The 17,188-nt window shown below is 39.4% G+C and carries 13 protein-coding genes; 3 read left to right on the top strand and 10 right to left on the bottom strand.

Annotated features, from left to right (window positions below; translation table 11 throughout):
- Nucleotides 1-11: 11 nt before the first annotated feature.
- Entirely contained in the window at nt 12-1,028 is a 1,017-nt protein-coding gene (locus ACYVM0_RS01900; RefSeq protein WP_460551626.1) for an MlaD family protein, read from the bottom strand.
- Between the two features lie 69 nt (nt 1,029-1,097).
- On the bottom strand, nt 1,098-2,456 hold the full coding sequence (locus ACYVM0_RS01905) for an N-acetylmuramoyl-L-alanine amidase family protein (protein WP_460551629.1): 1,359 nt from the start codon (nt 2,454-2,456) through the stop codon (nt 1,098-1,100).
- An 87-nt stretch (nt 2,457-2,543) separates the two neighbouring features.
- Between ACYVM0_RS01905 and ACYVM0_RS01910 the strand changes: the two genes are divergently transcribed.
- A complete protein-coding gene (locus ACYVM0_RS01910; RefSeq protein ID WP_460551632.1) occupies nt 2,544-5,255 on the top strand; it encodes a putative LPS assembly protein LptD in 2,712 nt (903 codons plus the stop codon).
- Nucleotides 5,256-5,458: 203 nt separating this feature from the next.
- Here ACYVM0_RS01910 and ACYVM0_RS01915 read toward each other — a convergent pair whose 3' ends face one another.
- The 5 genes from ACYVM0_RS01915 to ACYVM0_RS01935 all read right to left on the bottom strand — a co-directional run bounded on the left by ACYVM0_RS01915 (nt 5,459) and on the right by ACYVM0_RS01935 (nt 9,617).
- Complete coding sequence (locus tag ACYVM0_RS01915; RefSeq protein WP_460551634.1) at nt 5,459-6,196, bottom strand: lysophospholipid acyltransferase family protein; 738 nt, start codon at nt 6,194-6,196, stop codon at nt 5,459-5,461.
- Nucleotides 6,197-6,214: 18 nt separating this feature from the next.
- Entirely contained in the window at nt 6,215-6,898 is a 684-nt protein-coding gene (gene ung, locus ACYVM0_RS01920; RefSeq protein WP_460551637.1) for a uracil-DNA glycosylase, read from the bottom strand.
- Nucleotides 6,899-7,026: 128 nt separating this feature from the next.
- Entirely contained in the window at nt 7,027-7,446 is a 420-nt protein-coding gene (locus tag ACYVM0_RS01925; RefSeq protein ID WP_460551640.1) for a hypothetical protein, read from the bottom strand.
- A 96-nt stretch (nt 7,447-7,542) separates the two neighbouring features.
- Nucleotides 7,543-8,928, bottom strand: a complete 1,386-nt coding sequence (locus ACYVM0_RS01930) for a HAMP domain-containing sensor histidine kinase (protein WP_460551643.1) — start codon at nt 8,926-8,928, stop codon at nt 7,543-7,545.
- Nucleotides 8,928-9,617 carry a response regulator transcription factor gene (locus ACYVM0_RS01935; RefSeq protein WP_460551646.1) on the bottom strand — a complete coding sequence of 230 codons (690 nt, stop codon included), beginning with the start codon at nt 9,615-9,617 and terminating at the stop codon, nt 8,928-8,930. The genes ACYVM0_RS01930 and ACYVM0_RS01935 overlap by 1 nt, the downstream gene beginning before the upstream one ends.
- Before the next feature lie 172 nt (nt 9,618-9,789).
- Between ACYVM0_RS01935 and ACYVM0_RS01940 the strand changes: the two genes are divergently transcribed.
- Nucleotides 9,790-10,590, top strand: coding sequence for a universal stress protein (locus ACYVM0_RS01940; RefSeq protein ID WP_460556284.1), 801 nt, complete (start codon nt 9,790-9,792; stop codon nt 10,588-10,590).
- A 19-nt stretch (nt 10,591-10,609) separates the two neighbouring features.
- Nucleotides 10,610-11,041: a hypothetical protein gene (locus ACYVM0_RS01945; protein ID WP_460551649.1), complete on the top strand. Its 432-nt coding sequence runs from the start codon at nt 10,610-10,612 to the stop codon at nt 11,039-11,041.
- Nucleotides 11,042-11,081: 40 nt separating this feature from the next.
- Here ACYVM0_RS01945 and ACYVM0_RS01950 read toward each other — a convergent pair whose 3' ends face one another.
- The 3 genes from ACYVM0_RS01950 to ACYVM0_RS01960 form a co-directional block, all read right to left on the bottom strand.
- A complete protein-coding gene (locus tag ACYVM0_RS01950; protein WP_460551652.1) occupies nt 11,082-12,953 on the bottom strand; it encodes a chloride channel protein in 1,872 nt (623 codons plus the stop codon).
- Between the two features lie 169 nt (nt 12,954-13,122).
- Nucleotides 13,123-13,908 (bottom strand): response regulator transcription factor, encoded by a 786-nt coding sequence (locus ACYVM0_RS01955; protein ID WP_460551655.1) that lies wholly within the window; start codon nt 13,906-13,908, stop codon nt 13,123-13,125.
- Nucleotides 13,909-13,944: 36 nt separating this feature from the next.
- Nucleotides 13,945-17,112 (bottom strand): ligand-binding sensor domain-containing protein, encoded by a 3,168-nt coding sequence (locus ACYVM0_RS01960; protein ID WP_460551658.1) that lies wholly within the window; start codon nt 17,110-17,112, stop codon nt 13,945-13,947.
- Nucleotides 17,113-17,188: the final 76 nt, after the last annotated feature.

A 17,188-nucleotide genomic window follows, 5' to 3' on the forward strand; every position in this document is an offset into this window, starting at 1 on the left:
GAATGGTAAAATTATTTTTGTTTGATGTAGGGAGCATTAACGGTATCTGGTAATGGAACAACAAGTGCATCGCCTTTATATTTCTTCCCAAACACAGAAAAGGAGATATATCTTTTGGGATTAGTTTTTAAATCGTCCAGCAACAGGTTAAGTTTATTGGCTGTAGCGGTCAGGTTATTGTAGAGTTTGGTATCGTTCAGCAATAAGCCTGCTGTACCATCTTTGGTATTAAGTTTACCAATAGTGGATTTCAATTCTCCAATGGTTCCGTTAAGTGTATTTAAAGTCTTTTCCAGGTCTAAATTAGAAAGGTTAGTAGTAGTTTTATCCAGGTTGGTCATTACCGAATTCAACTTATCATTATTATTGGCAAGGTTGCCTGTAAATGCACTTACATTGTTTAAAGATTTTGCTAAAGCACCTGTTTCGGTGTTTAATAATGTTTGCAAAGAGGCAGATGATACAGTTAAGCCTGCGGTAGTTTTACTCAGGTTTTCCAGGATGCTACGGATATTATTTTTTGCATTGGGATCAAGCACACCGGCAAGACTCATTAAGACTGAATCAAGAGATTTTACAGCATTCTTCACCTGACCTAAAACGGGCCTTATTTCCTGTACGGCTTCGTCTAAAATACCAGCGCTTCTTTCAGTTTTTATAGTATCATTTTTGGGCAGGTATTGTGTAGCATCGCCCAGCCTGATCTCGATATTTGTAGTACCCAGGGGATTGTTTCTGATGGTAGCAAAAGAGTTTACCGGAATATTTACGTCTTTGGTAAGCGTCATATTCACCAGTATTTCTTTCATGTTTTTATCGGTGGTAATGCTGTACACTGTACCTACCTGCAAACCGTTTATCATTACAGGGTTACTGTTAGCAAGCCCCTGTACATTAGTATACTTGGCAAAAAGGGTATGGCTTGTACCAAAAAGGGTTTTGCCCTTTAAAAAATTGAAACCCAATATCATGATGGTGATAGCTATGGCAGTAAGTACACCTATTTTGGTTTCGTTAGAAATTTTCATAATAGTAGTTAGTTAGTCAGATATATGGGTCAAATATAATTAATATACCTGCAAGTTGTCTTATAAAATCTACGGATGTTGCTGTTTAAATTCAAACCGTATAGAAGCATTGTTCTTAAGGTCGGCAGCAAGCCTTACTTCGTAGCGGCTTGTACCATCTGTAATTACCATCAACGCTGTGTTAGGTGGAATTGTTCCTAAATTATCGGCAAACAGTACCAGCTCATTGGTTTTTCCAGGCACCAGGTCCAGGTTAAACACATAACCGTTGGCAGTTAAAGCTTTATTATTAACAATAAGGTTTTTGTTGAAGTATACTGAAACATTATCGCCATCAACTTCGCCGTCATCAAATAATTCCACCCTTACCTTATCGCTTTTTACCTGTAAAACTTTGGCTTCTTTGGTTGGCCTGCTTTCAAATGCAGCGGTCACTTCTTTTTCTGCTTTTGGCTTTGCAGTTTCTGTTACCGGGGTGGTTTTGTTGGAGTTTTCAATTTGTTGTTTGTATCGTTTTACGGCAGCAGTAATAGCTTCTGCAATTTCCTGCTGTCCTTTTTCGCTGTTGATATAACGTTCGTCTTCGGGATTGTTGATAAAACCGGTCTCAACTAAAATTGCGGGCATATTGGTGGCCTGCAAAACCCATATACCTTTCTGCCGCTGACTTACGCCCAATGCACGGCGGCCGGTTTTTTCAATTTCATCGTTTACATAAGTCGCCAGGCGGTCGCTCCTTAATTGAAAACGGTCGGCATATATTTGAGCCAGTGCTCTTCCTTCAGGGCTTTTTTTAAAATCAAAATCATTTAGGGCGGAGTCTGCATTATCTGTTTCAATTTCAAAATCTTCGCCACCTTCTAAAATGGCCTGTAGTTTTTCACTGGTTTTATGTGGTGCAAATATCCACACGCTCGTACCACTTCTTTCCAGAGGTTTTTTAAAGTATTCATACACTGGTACTGTTACGGTATAGGGGTGGGGTATTTTCTTTCTTTTTTTTCCCTTGCCGGTGTAAGTGTATTTGTAGCGGGTTTCTTCCCTTGTTCCTATCTGGCGGCTGCCGGTTTTTAAAGGGCCGCTATCGGCATGAATGCATAAAAACAGCTGGCCGCCAAGTTCATTGGCAATCCTGGCTTTTTCCCTGGGGTCCTGGTAAATATCTGTTGTCCTGGTAGGTTTTACATTTAAATCGGGCATCTGCTTTTTTAATTCGGCAATTAATTTAAGCGATATGGCAAGGGTTACATCTTTTTCTTTGGAGCGTAAAGAGTTTTCGTACTGCCCTGTAGCGCCAGGGTCTTTTGTGCCACCATGGCCGGCATCAACAATTACGGTAGTTAATTTTTTTTGCGAAAAGGTATACGGTAATATTAACAAATTGAAAGCAGCAATACAAACTAAAACAGGCACTTTGTTTTTCAACATACGCAAAAGGTTTATCCGGGGGTTAGTAATTATATTAATATTCACAATTTCATTCTGTTATAATGGCTATTTTTGCCCAGCAAAATTATGAACCATCTGTACAAAGGTAAGGCAAAATATATATTGACATGGGCATCAGCGCTGTTGCTTGCAGCTATAACGCTGTATGCAGGCGCTAATAGTTTTAATGCTCCTTACTTTCACAGTTATTTAACTAGCAACACTGATCTAAACAGGCCAGGTACACAGATTATTGTTGATACACCACCTGTAAAAACCCCCGACAGCACCCTTATTAAAAAACAATTACCAGATACCGTTGTTGCGGTAATTGATACGTTTAATTTTAAAACTTCCAAAGACTCACTTGATGCACCCATCAGTTATCATGCCGATGACTCCATGGTACTGGATGTGCCCTCCGGTAAAATAATTTTATACGGCAAGGAAACCAGGGTTAAGTATATAGATAACGAATTAGTGGCCCCACATATTGAGTTTGACCAGAAAACAAATCTGGTTTCGGCTTATTTTGTAAAAGACAGCACAGGAAATGTTATTGCCTGGCCAACATTTACCCAGGCCGATTTTAAATCGGTGAGTGACAGTATCAGGTTTGATATGAAAACCGGAAGGGGTATTACCAAGGGCACCTATACCAAACAGGATGAAATGTTTGTGTACGGCGAAAAAATAAAGAAAACAAGCCCCGATGTTTTTTATGCGTACAGGGGCAGGTTTACGACCTGTAATTTAGATACGCCCCATTTTTCTTTTGTTAGCAACCGTATCAAATTCATTAATAAAAAGATGGCCTTTACCGGGCCGGTGCATCCTGAGATAGAGGGTATTCCTATCCCGGTTTCACTGCCGTTCGGGATATTTCCTTTATCGAAAGGGAGGCACTCCGGAATATTGCAGCCCAGTTTTACTGCCAACGAACAATTGGGTTTAGCATTGGAAGGGCTTGGTTATTATAAAATATTAAGTGATCACTGGGATGCTGTGGTACGTGGTACGATTTATTCTTATGGCGGATGGACGGCCAGCATAAGCCCGAGGTATTATAAACGCTACCATTACCAGGGAAATTTCAACATCAATATTCAGCATTTCAGGGATATTGATAAAGCAGGGGGCAGAAATTTTAATGTTACCTGGTCGCACCAGGCCGATACCAAATCCAGGCCGGGGGTAACATTCAGCGCCAGTGTAAATGCCGGTAGCAGTAAGTTCAATTCGTCAATACCTAACAATCCGCAAAGGAATTTTCAGAACCAGATGAACTCTTCCATTACTTATGCCAAAGTATGGAAGGACAAACCGTTTAACCTTACCATCAGTGCCAATCACAATCAGAATACGGAGCAAAAACTTATCAACCTTAATTTACCGGATATTGCTTTTAATGTAAATACATTGTATCCTTTCAGAAGTAAAGAATCAGTGGGTGAATATAAATGGTTCGAGAACCTTGGTATTGCTTTAAACTCCAATGCCAAGAGCCTTACTTATTTTTATGATACGGCCAGCAATATCGGTAAGCAATTAATTGATAAACTGCAATGGGGCGCCAGTCATAACGTGCCTATCTCATTGTCATTACCACCGTTAGGGCCATTGCAGATAGGCCCTTCCGTTAGTTACCAGGAGTACTGGTACCAGAATAAATTTGTACGCAAATGGAATGCGGCTGATAAAAAAGTGGATACCACCATCACCAAAGGGTTTTATGCAGCCCGGGAAATGTCGTTTGGTGTGTCGGGATCTACCAGGATATTTGGTATGATAGGTTTTGGGAAAAACAGTAAAGTACAGGCTATACGACATGAGATAAGGCCCAGCTTTGGTTTTAGTTATCACCCCGATATGAATGCCAAGGATCATTATTTATTACAGACAGACACTTCAGGAAAAAACTTTATCCGGCCTTCTATTTATGATGGTAATATCTTTTCAGCCTTTGGTGAGGGGAAATCAGGTGCTATCACTTTTGGGATAGATAATAATATCCAGATGAAAGTGAAAAATAAAAAAGATACCGGTGAGGCAGCTATAAAAAAAGTTACTTTAATTGACGGGTTCAGTATCAACAGCAGCTATAATCTTTTAGCCGATTCGTTTAAGCTGGCGCCATTCAGTATACAGGCACGTACCAATCTTTTTGAAAAGATCAGCATTACCGCCAGTGGAACAACCATGCCGTATGTTACCAATAGCAGGGGCGATTTTGTTGATAAATTAGTATGGACAAAAAGGCCTTTTTCGCTGGGTACACTTACCAGCGGAAATATTGCCTTACAAACCAGTTTTAAAGGAGGAGATAAGAAAGAAAAATTACCGAATACTACCGACCAGAATATGCAGAACGCTAATAATGCCGGCCTGCCATTAGATGAATACCAGCAGGAAGCTTCTTATATCAGTAAGAACCCCGGGGAGTTTGCCAATTTCAATATCCCGTGGAGCATCAGTTTTTCTTATGCATTAACTTACTTCCGGTCTTTAAATGCAGATTACAGTGGTTATAAAGGTAATATTGCACAGAACATCAGCTTTACCGGCACTTTAAATTTAAGTCCTAAATGGCAGTTGGGTGGCAGCGGTTATTATAATATTACAACGGGAGAAATAAACGGCGTAAGCATGTACATCACAAGGGAAATGCATTGCTGGCAAATGGCTATTAATCTTTCTCCTGTGGGAAAATATCGTTTCTTCAACATTACCATCAGTCCTAAATCAACTATTTTAAGAGACCTGAAAATTAACAGGACAAGATATTTTTACGATTTATAAAGTAAGGTTTAATGGGTAAGAAATTTCAGAGGTTTGCATGGCCTGCTTTTGGAAAGACAGCTTCTTTAATACGTACTTTTTCACGCTAATAAAATGTAATTGCAATTACATTGATTACAGAATTACAGAACGATTTTCATTGCGTATGTATTTAATGCATTTACCTCCGCATCCTAAACCTCTAAACCCTAAACCTCTAAATCCTAAACCTCTTTCACATAATATTCTTTCATTACAGTAAATACTTTATCCTTCAGTTCTTTGCTGCTAATATTTTCAGCAGAAACAGCAGGTAAAAAATGCATCCGGAGTGGCACAGGTAACAGGTAGAAGAATTTATTTACGGGCATCGCTTTTTTTGTGCCCATGATAATGCAGGGTATGATCTCTTTTTTTGTATCCGTAGCTAATTTAAATGCACCATCATAAAATGGTTTTAGTGGTGCTGTTGTTCTGTTACGTGTACCTTCGGGGTAAATGCACATATGCATACCTTTTCTTAAAACATTTTTCATGGCTTCATAACTTCTTACCCGGCTTTGTTCATTTTTTCTATCCACTAAAACAGAACCCTTGCTATAAAACCAACCGAATACCGGCACTTTTGCAAATGATGCTTTGGCAATGGTTTTATTTGCTCCCGGAACATACGGAGCAGATAAGGGTACATCAAGCAACGTATTGTGGTTAAATACTACGATGTAATTTTCACCTGCTTTAAAATTCTCTTTTCCCTTTACACTTACCGGGCAACCTACCAATACCAGCCATATATTCATCCACCACCGGGATACGGCAATAAAAAAAGCCTGCCCTTTTTTTTCATCTTTAAAAAGATGCGATACCATGGACGGCAAAAAGAAAAGGAGAAATGTAATTACAAAACTTACTAAACCCCACAGTGCCCAGAGTCTGGCGAAAATATTTTTTAGAATGTTCATGAAATGCTTTTGTAAAAATTAAGGTGTTAATAATTTCCAGTCAATGGGAGAAAGGCCTTGCTTAACTAACAGTTCGTTGGTCCTGGAAAAATGTTTGCAACCTAAAAAACCCATATGTGCCGAAAAAGGAGAGGGGTGAGCTGCTTTTAAAACAAAGTGTTTGGTTTCGTCAATCAGTATTTGTTTTTCCTGTGCAAATTTGCCCCATAATAAAAAAACAACGCCGGTTCTTTCATCTGATATTTTTTGAATGACAGCATCTGTAAAATCGGCCCAGCCAAATTTGGCATGACTGAAAGGTTCGTTAGCCCTTACCGTTAGAGCGGCATTCAGCAACAATACACCTTGCTCTGCCCAGCGGGTAAGATTGCCATATTGTAAAGGCATTGCAATACCGATATCTGATTGAATCTCTTTAAAAATATTTACCAATGAAGGTGGCGGCTTAATGCCATTTGGTACCGAAAAGCTTAATCCATGTGCCTGCCCCGGCCCATGATAGGGGTCCTGGCCCAGTATAACCACTTTAACTTTATCAAATGGGGTTTGATTAAAGGCATTAAAAATAAGGGGACCCGGGGGATAGATCGTTTTGCCTGCAGCTTTTTCAGTTTTTAAAAAAGTTACCACCTGTTCAAAATACGGTTTGGTAAATTCATTTTTTAAAACAGCGGCCCACGAAGCTTCAATTTTTACCTCCATTAAATAACAGATTTGTGTAAAAATACAAAAGCTTCCAAATATCGCCGCTTTTATATGCACCATGCAGACAGTACCTATAAAAGCAGGATTCTCAAGGTATGGCAGCTATAAATAATGCTGTACATGGGTTAAATATAATCATGCCTGTACAAAAATGGGATGCCTATACTTATGCAAAGCCCTGTGATGGTAATTACAGCGGCTAAAAGCGATCTAAAATCTTTTGCAGCGGTTACATCAGCTGATCGTTGAACCTGGAATGCACCGATAATTAAAAGCACAGTAATAAGCAGGCTTGCCAACTGAAAAAAAGCGGTACCATTTTTAAAATAATGATGAAAGCAATAAAAGACAGGCCCGGCTATGGTGCCCAATGTTAATACAGCAAAGATTACTGTAGAAACATTGATCAGTTCACTCAAAAAGAATCCTGTATAGCCACGGAAAAAAGTATTGAACAACAGGCAGATCACTGTTGCCCCTATTCCTGCAAATACACCTGCTAAAAGAGATTTTGTAAATTCAGTATGCTGCATGTCGTAGTTCATAATAGAAAATTTATAAGCCCGCCGGAATGAAGGGCAGGTAAATGTAGCTGCATGGTATTAAAATACACTTAGTACAAGATTAGGATCTGATTAGTGTTAATTAAACACAGGTTTTGTGGCACATGGCAGATGCACAAAAAAAGTGGTTCCTTTTCCCGGTACAGATTTAATATTGATTTGCCCGTTGTGCAATTTTACAATACGTTTTACCAGGGGTAAACCTACGCCAAATCCGCTAACGGTACTGTCATCCTCAATCCTGTAAAAAGGCTGAAAGATATTTTTTATTTCTTTTTCAGGAATTCCTTTGCCATCATCTTTAACAGCAATAATGATCTCATTTTTTTCGACAGAAAGTTTTATAACAGCCAATTTGCTGGTAGAATATTTGCAGGCATTAGACACAATATTTTTTATTGCCGTAAATAACAAAGCCGCATTTCCGTATACAAATAATTTTGTTTCATCTTCGGGTAATTTTTCAAACTCAAATTTTACATTGTACCCATTGTTCATTTTTATGATCTCTCCCGGTAAACGCATCAATACTTCGTCTATCCGTACAGGACTAAGTTCAATACCGCCCGGATTTCCTGAAAGAGAGGCAAACTCCAGTAATGTTTGGGTAAGTTTGCTCAGCTGCCTTACATCCTGGTATACAGATTGCATTACCTGCCGGTAAGCAGCAGCTTCCCGTTCTTTTAATAATGACACTTCCAGCTGGCTGGAGATAGACGTAAGCGGTGTTAATAATTCGTGTGACGCAGCTGAAAGAAAACGCCTTTGTATTTCCAGGCTTTCCTGCAGGCGGTTGAGTAATTCATTAATGGTTTGGGTAAGATAATCCCATTCACCGGGGCCATCGCCGGATTGCAGCCGCTGTGTGATATTTTGCAAAGAAATGGCATTTACCTGGTCAGCAATTCTTTTTACCGGCCTCAGCAATAGTCGGGAAAAGAAAAAACCCGAAATAAATGCTATCACAATACTTACCGCCAAACCAATGCAAAGTAAAATACCGAGTTCCTCCAGGTTTGTTTTTCCTTGTTTATCATTTGCTGCAGATAGTATAACATTCCTGCTTTCTTTATCATAGTATAGCACAGCATCTTTGTGCGCTGTTGTAAAGTAGACCACCTGCTGTTTACGTGCCATTGCTAACATTTCGTTGCTTACTGCCATGGAGTAGGTGGTATTACCGGTATTACTGAATATGATATTATTTGCAGCGTTGTATACCTGTACAGATTTGTCTGTCAATACCGGCAGGGCGGCTGAGTCAATGGTTTTCATCAGCTGCAGGTCGTATTTACCTGCATGGCGCATCATGTATGACAATGATATGGCACGGTTTGTTAATTGCGTTTTAATATTGTCGATGCGGTTGCTGTAAAAAAATGAATATACAAATCCACATAGCAAACACAACAGCAAAAACATGATGCCTGTAAAAAGCAGGGTGATCTTAACTCTCTTATTCATCAATGATCTTTTAAAATATAACCCATACCAATTTGAGTTTGAATAAGTTTATGGTCAGCATTTTTATCTATCTTGTTGCGGAGATAACTGATGTATACGTCTATAACATTGGTATTGGTCTCAAAATCCACATCCCATACATTTATGGCTATATCAGCTCTTGATACCACCCTGTTCCTGTTGCGAAGCAGGTATTCTAATAACTGAAATTCTTTGGCAGTAAGATTAACAGGAACATCAGCCCGTTTTACTTCTTTGCTGCTCAGGTTCATTTCCAGGTCGGCAGCTTTTAATAAATTACCGGCCGGGGCATTTAAGGCCGAAGTGCGTTTAAGTAATGATCTTGTTTTTAACAGTAATTCAGTAAATTCAAAAGGCTTTACCATGTAGTCGTCTGCGCCGGAGTCGTACCCTTCAATTTTGTCATTTAGTGTATTCATTGCTGTTAACATCAGCACAGGCACCTGTTCGTTAGTGGAGCGGATAGCTTTGCAAAGGTCGTAGCCATTCATTGCGGGCAGGTTTATATCCAGTATCACCAGGTTAAAGTCGTTGCCTTTAAAAAGATGCAGCCCAACCTTGCCATCATAAGCCACTTCAACATAAAAGCCGTTTTCGCTTAATCCAAAACTGAGGGTGTCGGCTATCTTCCGTTCATCTTCAACAATCAATATCTTGTTAGCATCCATTGCAGTAAGTATTAAAATGCTGAAGCAATTTACTTATTATAGTGGTAGTAAATGATACCGGTCCGCTAATTCTAATCTGATTCTAATCTCCTGCTAATGCCAGCCTCAGGCAGCAATGCTACTTTAGCCTTATAAAATCTTTATTATAAAAGCGTATAACATATTAAAAGACATACTCGTAGTTGTTGATCTTGATAATGCAACCCCTTTTGTAATTAAGCAGGCAATTGAGTTGTCAGGTACAGGTGGCTCAGTCATTCATTTGCTGCATGTATACAGGCAGTATAATAATTCACCTGTTGAAGCAGACCGGGCAGAGCTGGTTAAAAGACTGGAGCAATGGCGCTTATGCCTGCAGGAAGCAATTCCTGAGTGTAAAATAAAAGGATACCTTTTAAAAGGACCGGTGCGCCAGTGCATTATTGATGTTGCCCGAAGTATTAAACCACAACTTATTATAATTGGTAAGCCGGAAAAAACAAGTCTTTTTGGTTTATACCAGGCATTGAGTGCTGATGAAATTTCCCGGTTGACTAAATGTCCTGTGCTCAGTATTGCCAATTATGATACGTATAATAAAATGAAGACCATTGTATTGCCCGTGAGAGATTTTGTGCCGGTACGTAAAATGGAACTGCTTTCAGTTTTTGCAAAAATATACAGGGCAAGAATATTTGTTGTTGCTATGCAAAAGAGGGTTTTTATGAATGCCCGGGAGCAAAGGATTTTGCTTGAAACCTACAGGGTTTTAATTAACGGCCTTAATAATAAAGTAGAATACCTGTTACTGAGTGGCAGTGATTTTTCCCGTGCAGTAATTGCCTGTGCCAGAGAAACAGGTGCTGATATGCTTATTGTTGATCCGGGAAAAGAAAATTTTATATCGAGGATATTCAGAAAAAATATCACTGATAGTTTACCTGAAGATTCAAGGTTAAAGATATTGTCCGTTGTTCCGTATCACGATCTTTAAAAATATAATTCTAAAAAGCATGATAAAAGAATTTGAAAAATTAACTGCCGGAGAAATTGCGCTCTTGCTAAAGGCCCCGGTAATTTTTTCTTTGCAGGCACTTTCGGCCGATAAAGAAATAAGTAAAGTGCAAAAGGAAGATGCTATAAAACTGGTACATTTAAAAACCTTTACTGAACATTTCCTGCTGCAGCCTTATTACGAGGAAGCTGAGAAGGTATTTAAAAATTACTTTGAAGAGTGTACAGCACATTTTTACCCGTTTGATGAAACAAATTGCGCTGCACTTAAAAAGGTAATGGATAATATTGAAGGAATAATAAATAAACTGGACAAAGATTACGCAAAACTGCTGCGCAAAAGCCTTGCAGGATATGCAAAACATGTGAGCAATGCCGCACATAATGTTTTACAGGATATTATCTTTCCGGTCACTTTTTCTAAATTGTAAAACATATTTGCCGATGATACAGGCAAGCCTGTAAAGTTTATTATGCCATATTCTTTTTTGCGTTGATTATTCTTTGCCCGTGAAGTAATATTTTAAGGCTTCTTCGTTTTAATGAAATGTGCGGGTGCTTTGCCTGGTGATGCTCCATGTCTTGTTTATACCCTGCAAGAATATCCTGGTACGAAAGAATTCCTGTTACTGTATTATTTTCTTTGGATAATACAGGTAATACATCGATGTTTTCTTTCGCCATTAATTCAACTGCTTTTCGCAAACTACTTTCCAGAGCAATGGAAACAGGTTTACGCTTAATTAATGACCGGATTAACGTGGTTGCGTTATGGTGTTTGCTGAAAAGGCTGGAAGCGCTGACAATACCTTTGTACTTTCCTTCCGGGTCGGAAACGATAAAATAATTACTTTTATATTCCTGTTCGTTTTCCAGCCAGCCGGTAACTTCTTCAATAGTATTATCCTCACTTATAATAATGCCACTTTCTTTCATCACTTGCGCCACTGTAATTTTTTCCAGTATATCCGGTTCATAGGATTCCGGTGTTTTAATTCCCCGGCGGGCAATCTTTTCTGTCATGATAGTATTCTCCATAATAAAAAAGGAGACTATATAGGCTGCACCGCATGTGGCCAGCAGCGGAAGTAATGCGTTGGTTTGCAAAGTAGTTTCCAGTGCAAAAATGATGGCTGTTAAAAAAGCCCTTGATGCGCCTGCAAACATGGCCGACATACCCACCAATGCTGCAAGCGGAATAGTAACTCCCGATAAGGGGTAAACGTAATTGACCAGGCTGCCAAGTAAAGCGCCGGTGGCGCCACCAATTGTAAGCAAAGGAGCCAGTGTGCCACCGGATGTACCGCTGCCTAAAGCAATTGCCCAGGATATAAATTTAAGAATGCACAATGATAGTACAGTGCCTGTGGCAAGGCTGCCGGAAAGTATATCAGTAATGTTGCTATAGCCAACGCCAAGTGTGCGGGGGGCAAAATATCCTACTATACCTACCACCAATCCGCCTATGGCAGGCCACCAAACCCAGTTGATGGGTAATTTTTCAAAACCGTCTTCAATAAGGTACACTATTTTGGTAACCCCAACAGCAATAAAGCCAATTACAATACCTATAAAACTATATGAAGCCAATGCGGTATTATTGGCCGGTGCTATAGTAAAATTTACAGCAAATACCGCTTCATTGCCAAATAAGATATGATGCCCTGCAGCTCCTGTAATGCAGGCGAGGGCAACAGGGATGATAGAGCGTGGCGAAAATTCGAAAAGTAATAATTCAATAGCAAGAAATATTGCTGCCACCGGGCTGTTGAAAATAGCTGACATGCCTGCTGTGGCACCTGCTGCAAGCAATATTTTTCTTTCGTTGTGTGTGATCTTTAATAACTGGCCCAGTGTAGACCCAAATGCGCCACCTGTTGCAATAATCGGCCCTTCGGCACCAAACGGGCCACCTGTACCAATTGATATTGCTGCAGAAACCGGTTTTAAAAAAGTAATAGCTGGTTTTATTTTGCTCTGGTTGACGAGTATCTGTTCCATCGCTTCAGGAATACCATGCCCCCGAATGGCTTTAGACCCGTAAAGCGCCATCAGGCCTACAACCAGGCCACCTGCCACTGGTATCAGTACCACCCATATACCCAATGAATGCTGTGCAGGGCTGGAAGCTGCAGCAGAAACCCTTCCATAAAATGCAATATTGGTAATAAGGTCAATTAAGTATACCAGCAATTTTGCAATACAACTGATGCAGGCCGCAATAAATACGGAGAGTACAGCAATAACAAATAGTCTTTTTTTATTCTGGCCCTTTTTGGGCTGGATGTCTTCGGCTTCAAGGATATGATCTAATGAAACAGAAACGGAGATACTGTTTTTCACTTTATATCAAAATTTTGTGATTATCAAAAAGCGAAATTACTGGTACAGCACAAAGGAGGAGATTAGAATGTGATTAGAATATTTGTTTACAGGTGCACCAAAACACTACCCCTGTAAACAGAATGGTTACAGGGGCAATTACATGTAGTAAGATCAATCTTGTGGTATACTAATTTTCCGGCCTGGCCTCTTGTTTAGTTTTCTTCAACAGTTGAAATTCTGTAGGGGTTACTTTAAATTGTTTTAAAAAAGCTTTGCCAAAACTGCTTTGCGAATTGAAGCCGGACATCATTGCGACTTCAAAAATTTTATAATCAGTGCTGATCAAAAGTTCTGCTGCTTTTTTTAGCCTGGCCACACCTACCAGTTCGCTGGGCGTTAGGTCAGAGATCTCTTTAATTTTCCGGTAAAGGGTAGGGCGGCTCATATTCATTATTTTGGCTAATAAATCAACATCTAAATTGGGGTTTTCGATATTGTTAAATATAAATTCATTTAATTTACCAAGAAAATCTTCATCGGCTTTTGAATAGGCCATTGAGCTCATATGTGCAAGCGGCGAAGTGGCGAAGTATTCTTTTATTTTATTCCGGTTTCCCAGCAGGTTCTTAATCTGCGCTTTCAGGTGTTCGGGAGAAAAAGGTTTTTCTATATAAGCATCGGCACCTACTTCCAAGCCCTGGATCTTTGATTGTAAGGTATTTTTTGCAGTAAGCAAAATGATCGGGATATGCGAACAGTTTAAGCTTGATTTCAATTGATTACAAAACTCAAAACCATCCATCACCGGCATTTTAATATCGCTGATGATCAATTGGATGGAATGTGTGTCAATGATATTCAATCCTTCTTTTCCGTTTCGGGCAGTAAAAACAACATATTCAGTCCGCAGGTCCCTGGAAAGGAAGTCTAATATCTCTTTGTTGTCATCTACTAATAAAATGGTTTTTTCCATAGTAATTTATTAAAATGTTTTTGGCGAATTACAGTGCTATTCCGGATCTTTTAATGGTATCACCAGAATAAAATGATTTAACCCCTCATGATTTTCTTTTAACGTTAAAGTTCCGTTGTGCAGTTCAGTTAATGATTTACTTATGGCAAGCCCTATACCTGTACCCGATTCCATTTCTGTGCTCTCTAACCGGTAAAAGGGTTCAAATATTTTATCCCTCAATTCAAATGGTACCAGGTTACCGTCATTCATAATTTCAAAATGAAAAAGGTCTGCTGTAAATGAAACTTGTACAGCAACGGTTGTTGAAGCATACTTTACAGCATTACTGTACAGGTTACTTAATATCGTGTTCAGCGCATCCGGGTCAAATGCCCTGAAGATAGGTTGTTGCGGCAAAGAGATTGTATACTGCAGCGATTTGCTTTGTGCCAGTGGAAGAAAATTTTTATGAATATCTTCAATAAATTCTGTGATATTTAATCTTATAAAATGAAGGCTGTATTGCCGCATTTCCGCCCGCTGAAAATCGAGTAACTGGCTCGTAAGGTCAATAAGGCGGTTGGTATTACGCTCCATTAATTCCAGGTTGTCTTTTGTTTCGGGTTTGTTTCCTTCACTCTTTATCAGGTTTTCGAGCGGCGCTTTTATAAGGGTTAACGGCGTTTTTATTTCATGGGCTACATTGGTAAAAAACTCAATCTTTGCCTTATACAGGTCCTTCTCTCTCTGGTGGTTCATTAATTCCTCTTTCCGTTCGTTTTTTTTGATAACCCTTTTATGATAACTTCTTGCAAAAAAATAAAGCAGGCCGATGACCACAATAAAATAAAAGAAATAGGCTATAGGGCTTGCCCATAAAGGCGGCAGTATTTTAATTGTAAGGGTGGTTTCTTTGCTATCGCTTTTGTTCATCCTGTTAATTGATTTTACCCTGAATGTGTAGGTGCCGGGCGACAGGTTTGTATAATACGCACTCCTGTTCTTTTTCAGGTAGGTCCAGTCTTTTTCCACGCCCTCTAAAATATATGCGTACTGCGTGGTTTGGGGCGATGCATAGCTTAATGCCGCAAATTCAATACTAAAAGTGGATTGGTCATGCTCCAGTATAATTTTTTCGGTAAAAGTGATTGATTTTTTTAAAGGCGATTTTATACTGTCTATTTCTACTTTCCGGTTAGAAATTTCAAAGCCTGTAAGATAAACCGGTGGGATAAACGAAGTTTCTTCAAAACTACCGGGATAAAAACTTACCATGCCATTTACCGTTCCAAAATAGAGTTTCCCTTTGCCATCCCGGTAGGCAGAGTTGAAATTAAACTGGTCGCTTATCAGGCCATTTGCTGTGGTATATACTTTTATTGCGTCAGTTTTGATATTTAAACAGGCCAGGCCTTTTGAGGTGCTGACCCACAAATTGTTATTGTCATCTTTTAACAGTTTCAGGATAAAATTACCGGGCAGGCCATCATCTGCGGTGTAAGTTTTAAATCTTTTCTGGTCCGGCGTATATTTATTCAATCCATCTTCTGTGGCGATCCATAAATTATTATCGCTGTCTTCTGCAATGGCATTTGACTGGTTGCTGCTAAGGGATTCCGGATTGCCGTTTTCATTCTTAAAATTTTCAACCTGCCCCGAAGCAGGGTCGTATCGGAAGATGCCTTTACCAAAAGTGCATATCCATATATTGCCATTCTTACTTTCAAGTATGGATTGTACCTGTGTATGCAGGTCAGGTATCTGCTCAAAATTATCCTGCGCTTTATTGTAGGTGTAAAGGCCCGTCCAGGTACCTACTAAAATTGTACCGGCACGGGTTTGGTATAAGGTGGTAATAAAATCATTCTTCAGGTCATTTTTGCCTGCGCCCATACCATAATGCCGTATCACTTTTCCTGTTTTGATATTCATCACATCCATGCCATGATATAGAGTGCCGATCCATAGTTCATCGCCAACCGCCAACAGGCCATGAACGTTGAAGTAGGAGATGCTCTGTTTATCAGTAAGGGGATTGAAATGAGTAAACTTTTTCTTTACCGGGTCATATTTATTTAGTCCTGCATCTTCAGTTCCGATCCATAAATTTCCCAAATGATCCTGGCAGATTTCACGAACAACATTTCCACTCAGCGAATTGTCATCGCCCCTGGCAGAAAAAATTTCAAAAGGCGTATTGGCCTTTGGTATATAGTTAATGCCGCCGGAGTAAGTGGCAATCCAGATGCCACCTTCCTTATCCTTGTATAACGACCATAATGAATTACTGGATAAAGAGTAAGGATTGTTGTAGGCCCTCTTAAGGGAAATGGTGCTGTTATTTTTATCATTGTATATAATCAATCCCGATTCAGTGGCAATCCAATATTCATCTGCCGAATATTTAAGGATGTCTCTGATGAACAACAGCGAGATAGTGGGATCGTTTGTCAGTAAATCTTTATAGGCATAGGTATTGGGGTCAAAAAGCTTGATACCGTTATTGGCGGTGCCGATAAGGAATTTGCCATTGCCACAATCTAAAATTTTCTGAATTTGCCCTGATGAGGAAGAGCGGGGAGGAGCATATTTAAAAATGTCGAAAGCTGTAAATGAATTGGTAGCGGCGTTATATTTTTCCAATATGCCTTCCCTGGTGCCCACCCACACATTTCCGCCGGAGGAACATATAGCACTGGCGCTAAAATATTGTTCTGTATTAAAAGTAGTTAAGTGTAAAGTTTTTGTATCGTATTTACAAAGCAGCTCGCCTGCAATAAACCAAAGGTTATCCTGTGCATCCATTGCAATTGACCTGGCACGGATGGCTGCCATATCAATCGCATTATCAGCACCGCCTTTGATGTGTAAAAAATTTTCACTGAAGGGATTGTATTTAAATAAACCTTTTTCTGTTCCCACCCAAAGTGTTCCATGTACGTCTTCGTACACACAATTGATAATGCTGCTCAGCAATGAAGCGGAATCTTTAGTGTTGTGCCGGAATATTTTAAAATTATAACCATCAAAACGGTTCAGCCCGTCCCTTGTTCCTATCCATATAAAGCCTTTGGAATCCTGGATTACAGAGGTGGTGACATTTGTAGACAGGCCGTTCTCAACCTGGTATTTTTTAAAATTATAGGATTGGGATTTTATATCCTGTGTCAGAAAAAAGAAACATACCAGTACCAGCAAACAATATTTGTTCTTTTTTATCATAAGCAAATTGAATAAGGTAAATGCAGCAACGTTCGCAAATCTATACTTTTATTTTTTTACGATTAAAAATTGAGAC

Source organism: Ferruginibacter profundus, from assembly GCF_054783275.1.

Excerpts from the sequence above, each read along its gene's own strand:
- ACYVM0_RS01930 (WP_460551643.1), bottom strand. The coding sequence starts at position 8,928 with ATGAATAAGAGAGTTAAGATCACCCTGCTTTTTACAGGCATCATGTTT.
- ACYVM0_RS01905 (WP_460551629.1), bottom strand. The coding sequence starts at position 2,456 with ATGTTGAAAAACAAAGTGCCTGTTTTAGTTTGTATTGCTGCTTTCAAT.
- ACYVM0_RS01900 (WP_460551626.1), bottom strand. The coding sequence starts at position 1,028 with ATGAAAATTTCTAACGAAACCAAAATAGGTGTACTTACTGCCATAGCT.
- ACYVM0_RS01945 (WP_460551649.1), top strand. The coding sequence starts at position 10,610 with ATGATAAAAGAATTTGAAAAATTAACTGCCGGAGAAATTGCGCTCTTG.
- ACYVM0_RS01955 (WP_460551655.1), bottom strand. The coding sequence starts at position 13,908 with ATGGAAAAAACCATTTTATTAGTAGATGACAACAAAGAGATATTAGAC.
- ACYVM0_RS01960 (WP_460551658.1), bottom strand. The coding sequence starts at position 17,112 with ATGATAAAAAAGAACAAATATTGTTTGCTGGTACTGGTATGTTTCTTT.
- ACYVM0_RS01935 (WP_460551646.1), bottom strand. The coding sequence starts at position 9,617 with ATGGATGCTAACAAGATATTGATTGTTGAAGATGAACGGAAGATAGCC.
- ACYVM0_RS01915 (WP_460551634.1), bottom strand. The coding sequence starts at position 6,196 with ATGAACATTCTAAAAAATATTTTCGCCAGACTCTGGGCACTGTGGGGT.
- ACYVM0_RS01910 (WP_460551632.1), top strand. The coding sequence starts at position 2,544 with ATGAACCATCTGTACAAAGGTAAGGCAAAATATATATTGACATGGGCA.
- ung (WP_460551637.1), bottom strand. The coding sequence starts at position 6,898 with ATGGAGGTAAAAATTGAAGCTTCGTGGGCCGCTGTTTTAAAAAATGAA.
- ACYVM0_RS01925 (WP_460551640.1), bottom strand. The coding sequence starts at position 7,446 with ATGAACTACGACATGCAGCATACTGAATTTACAAAATCTCTTTTAGCA.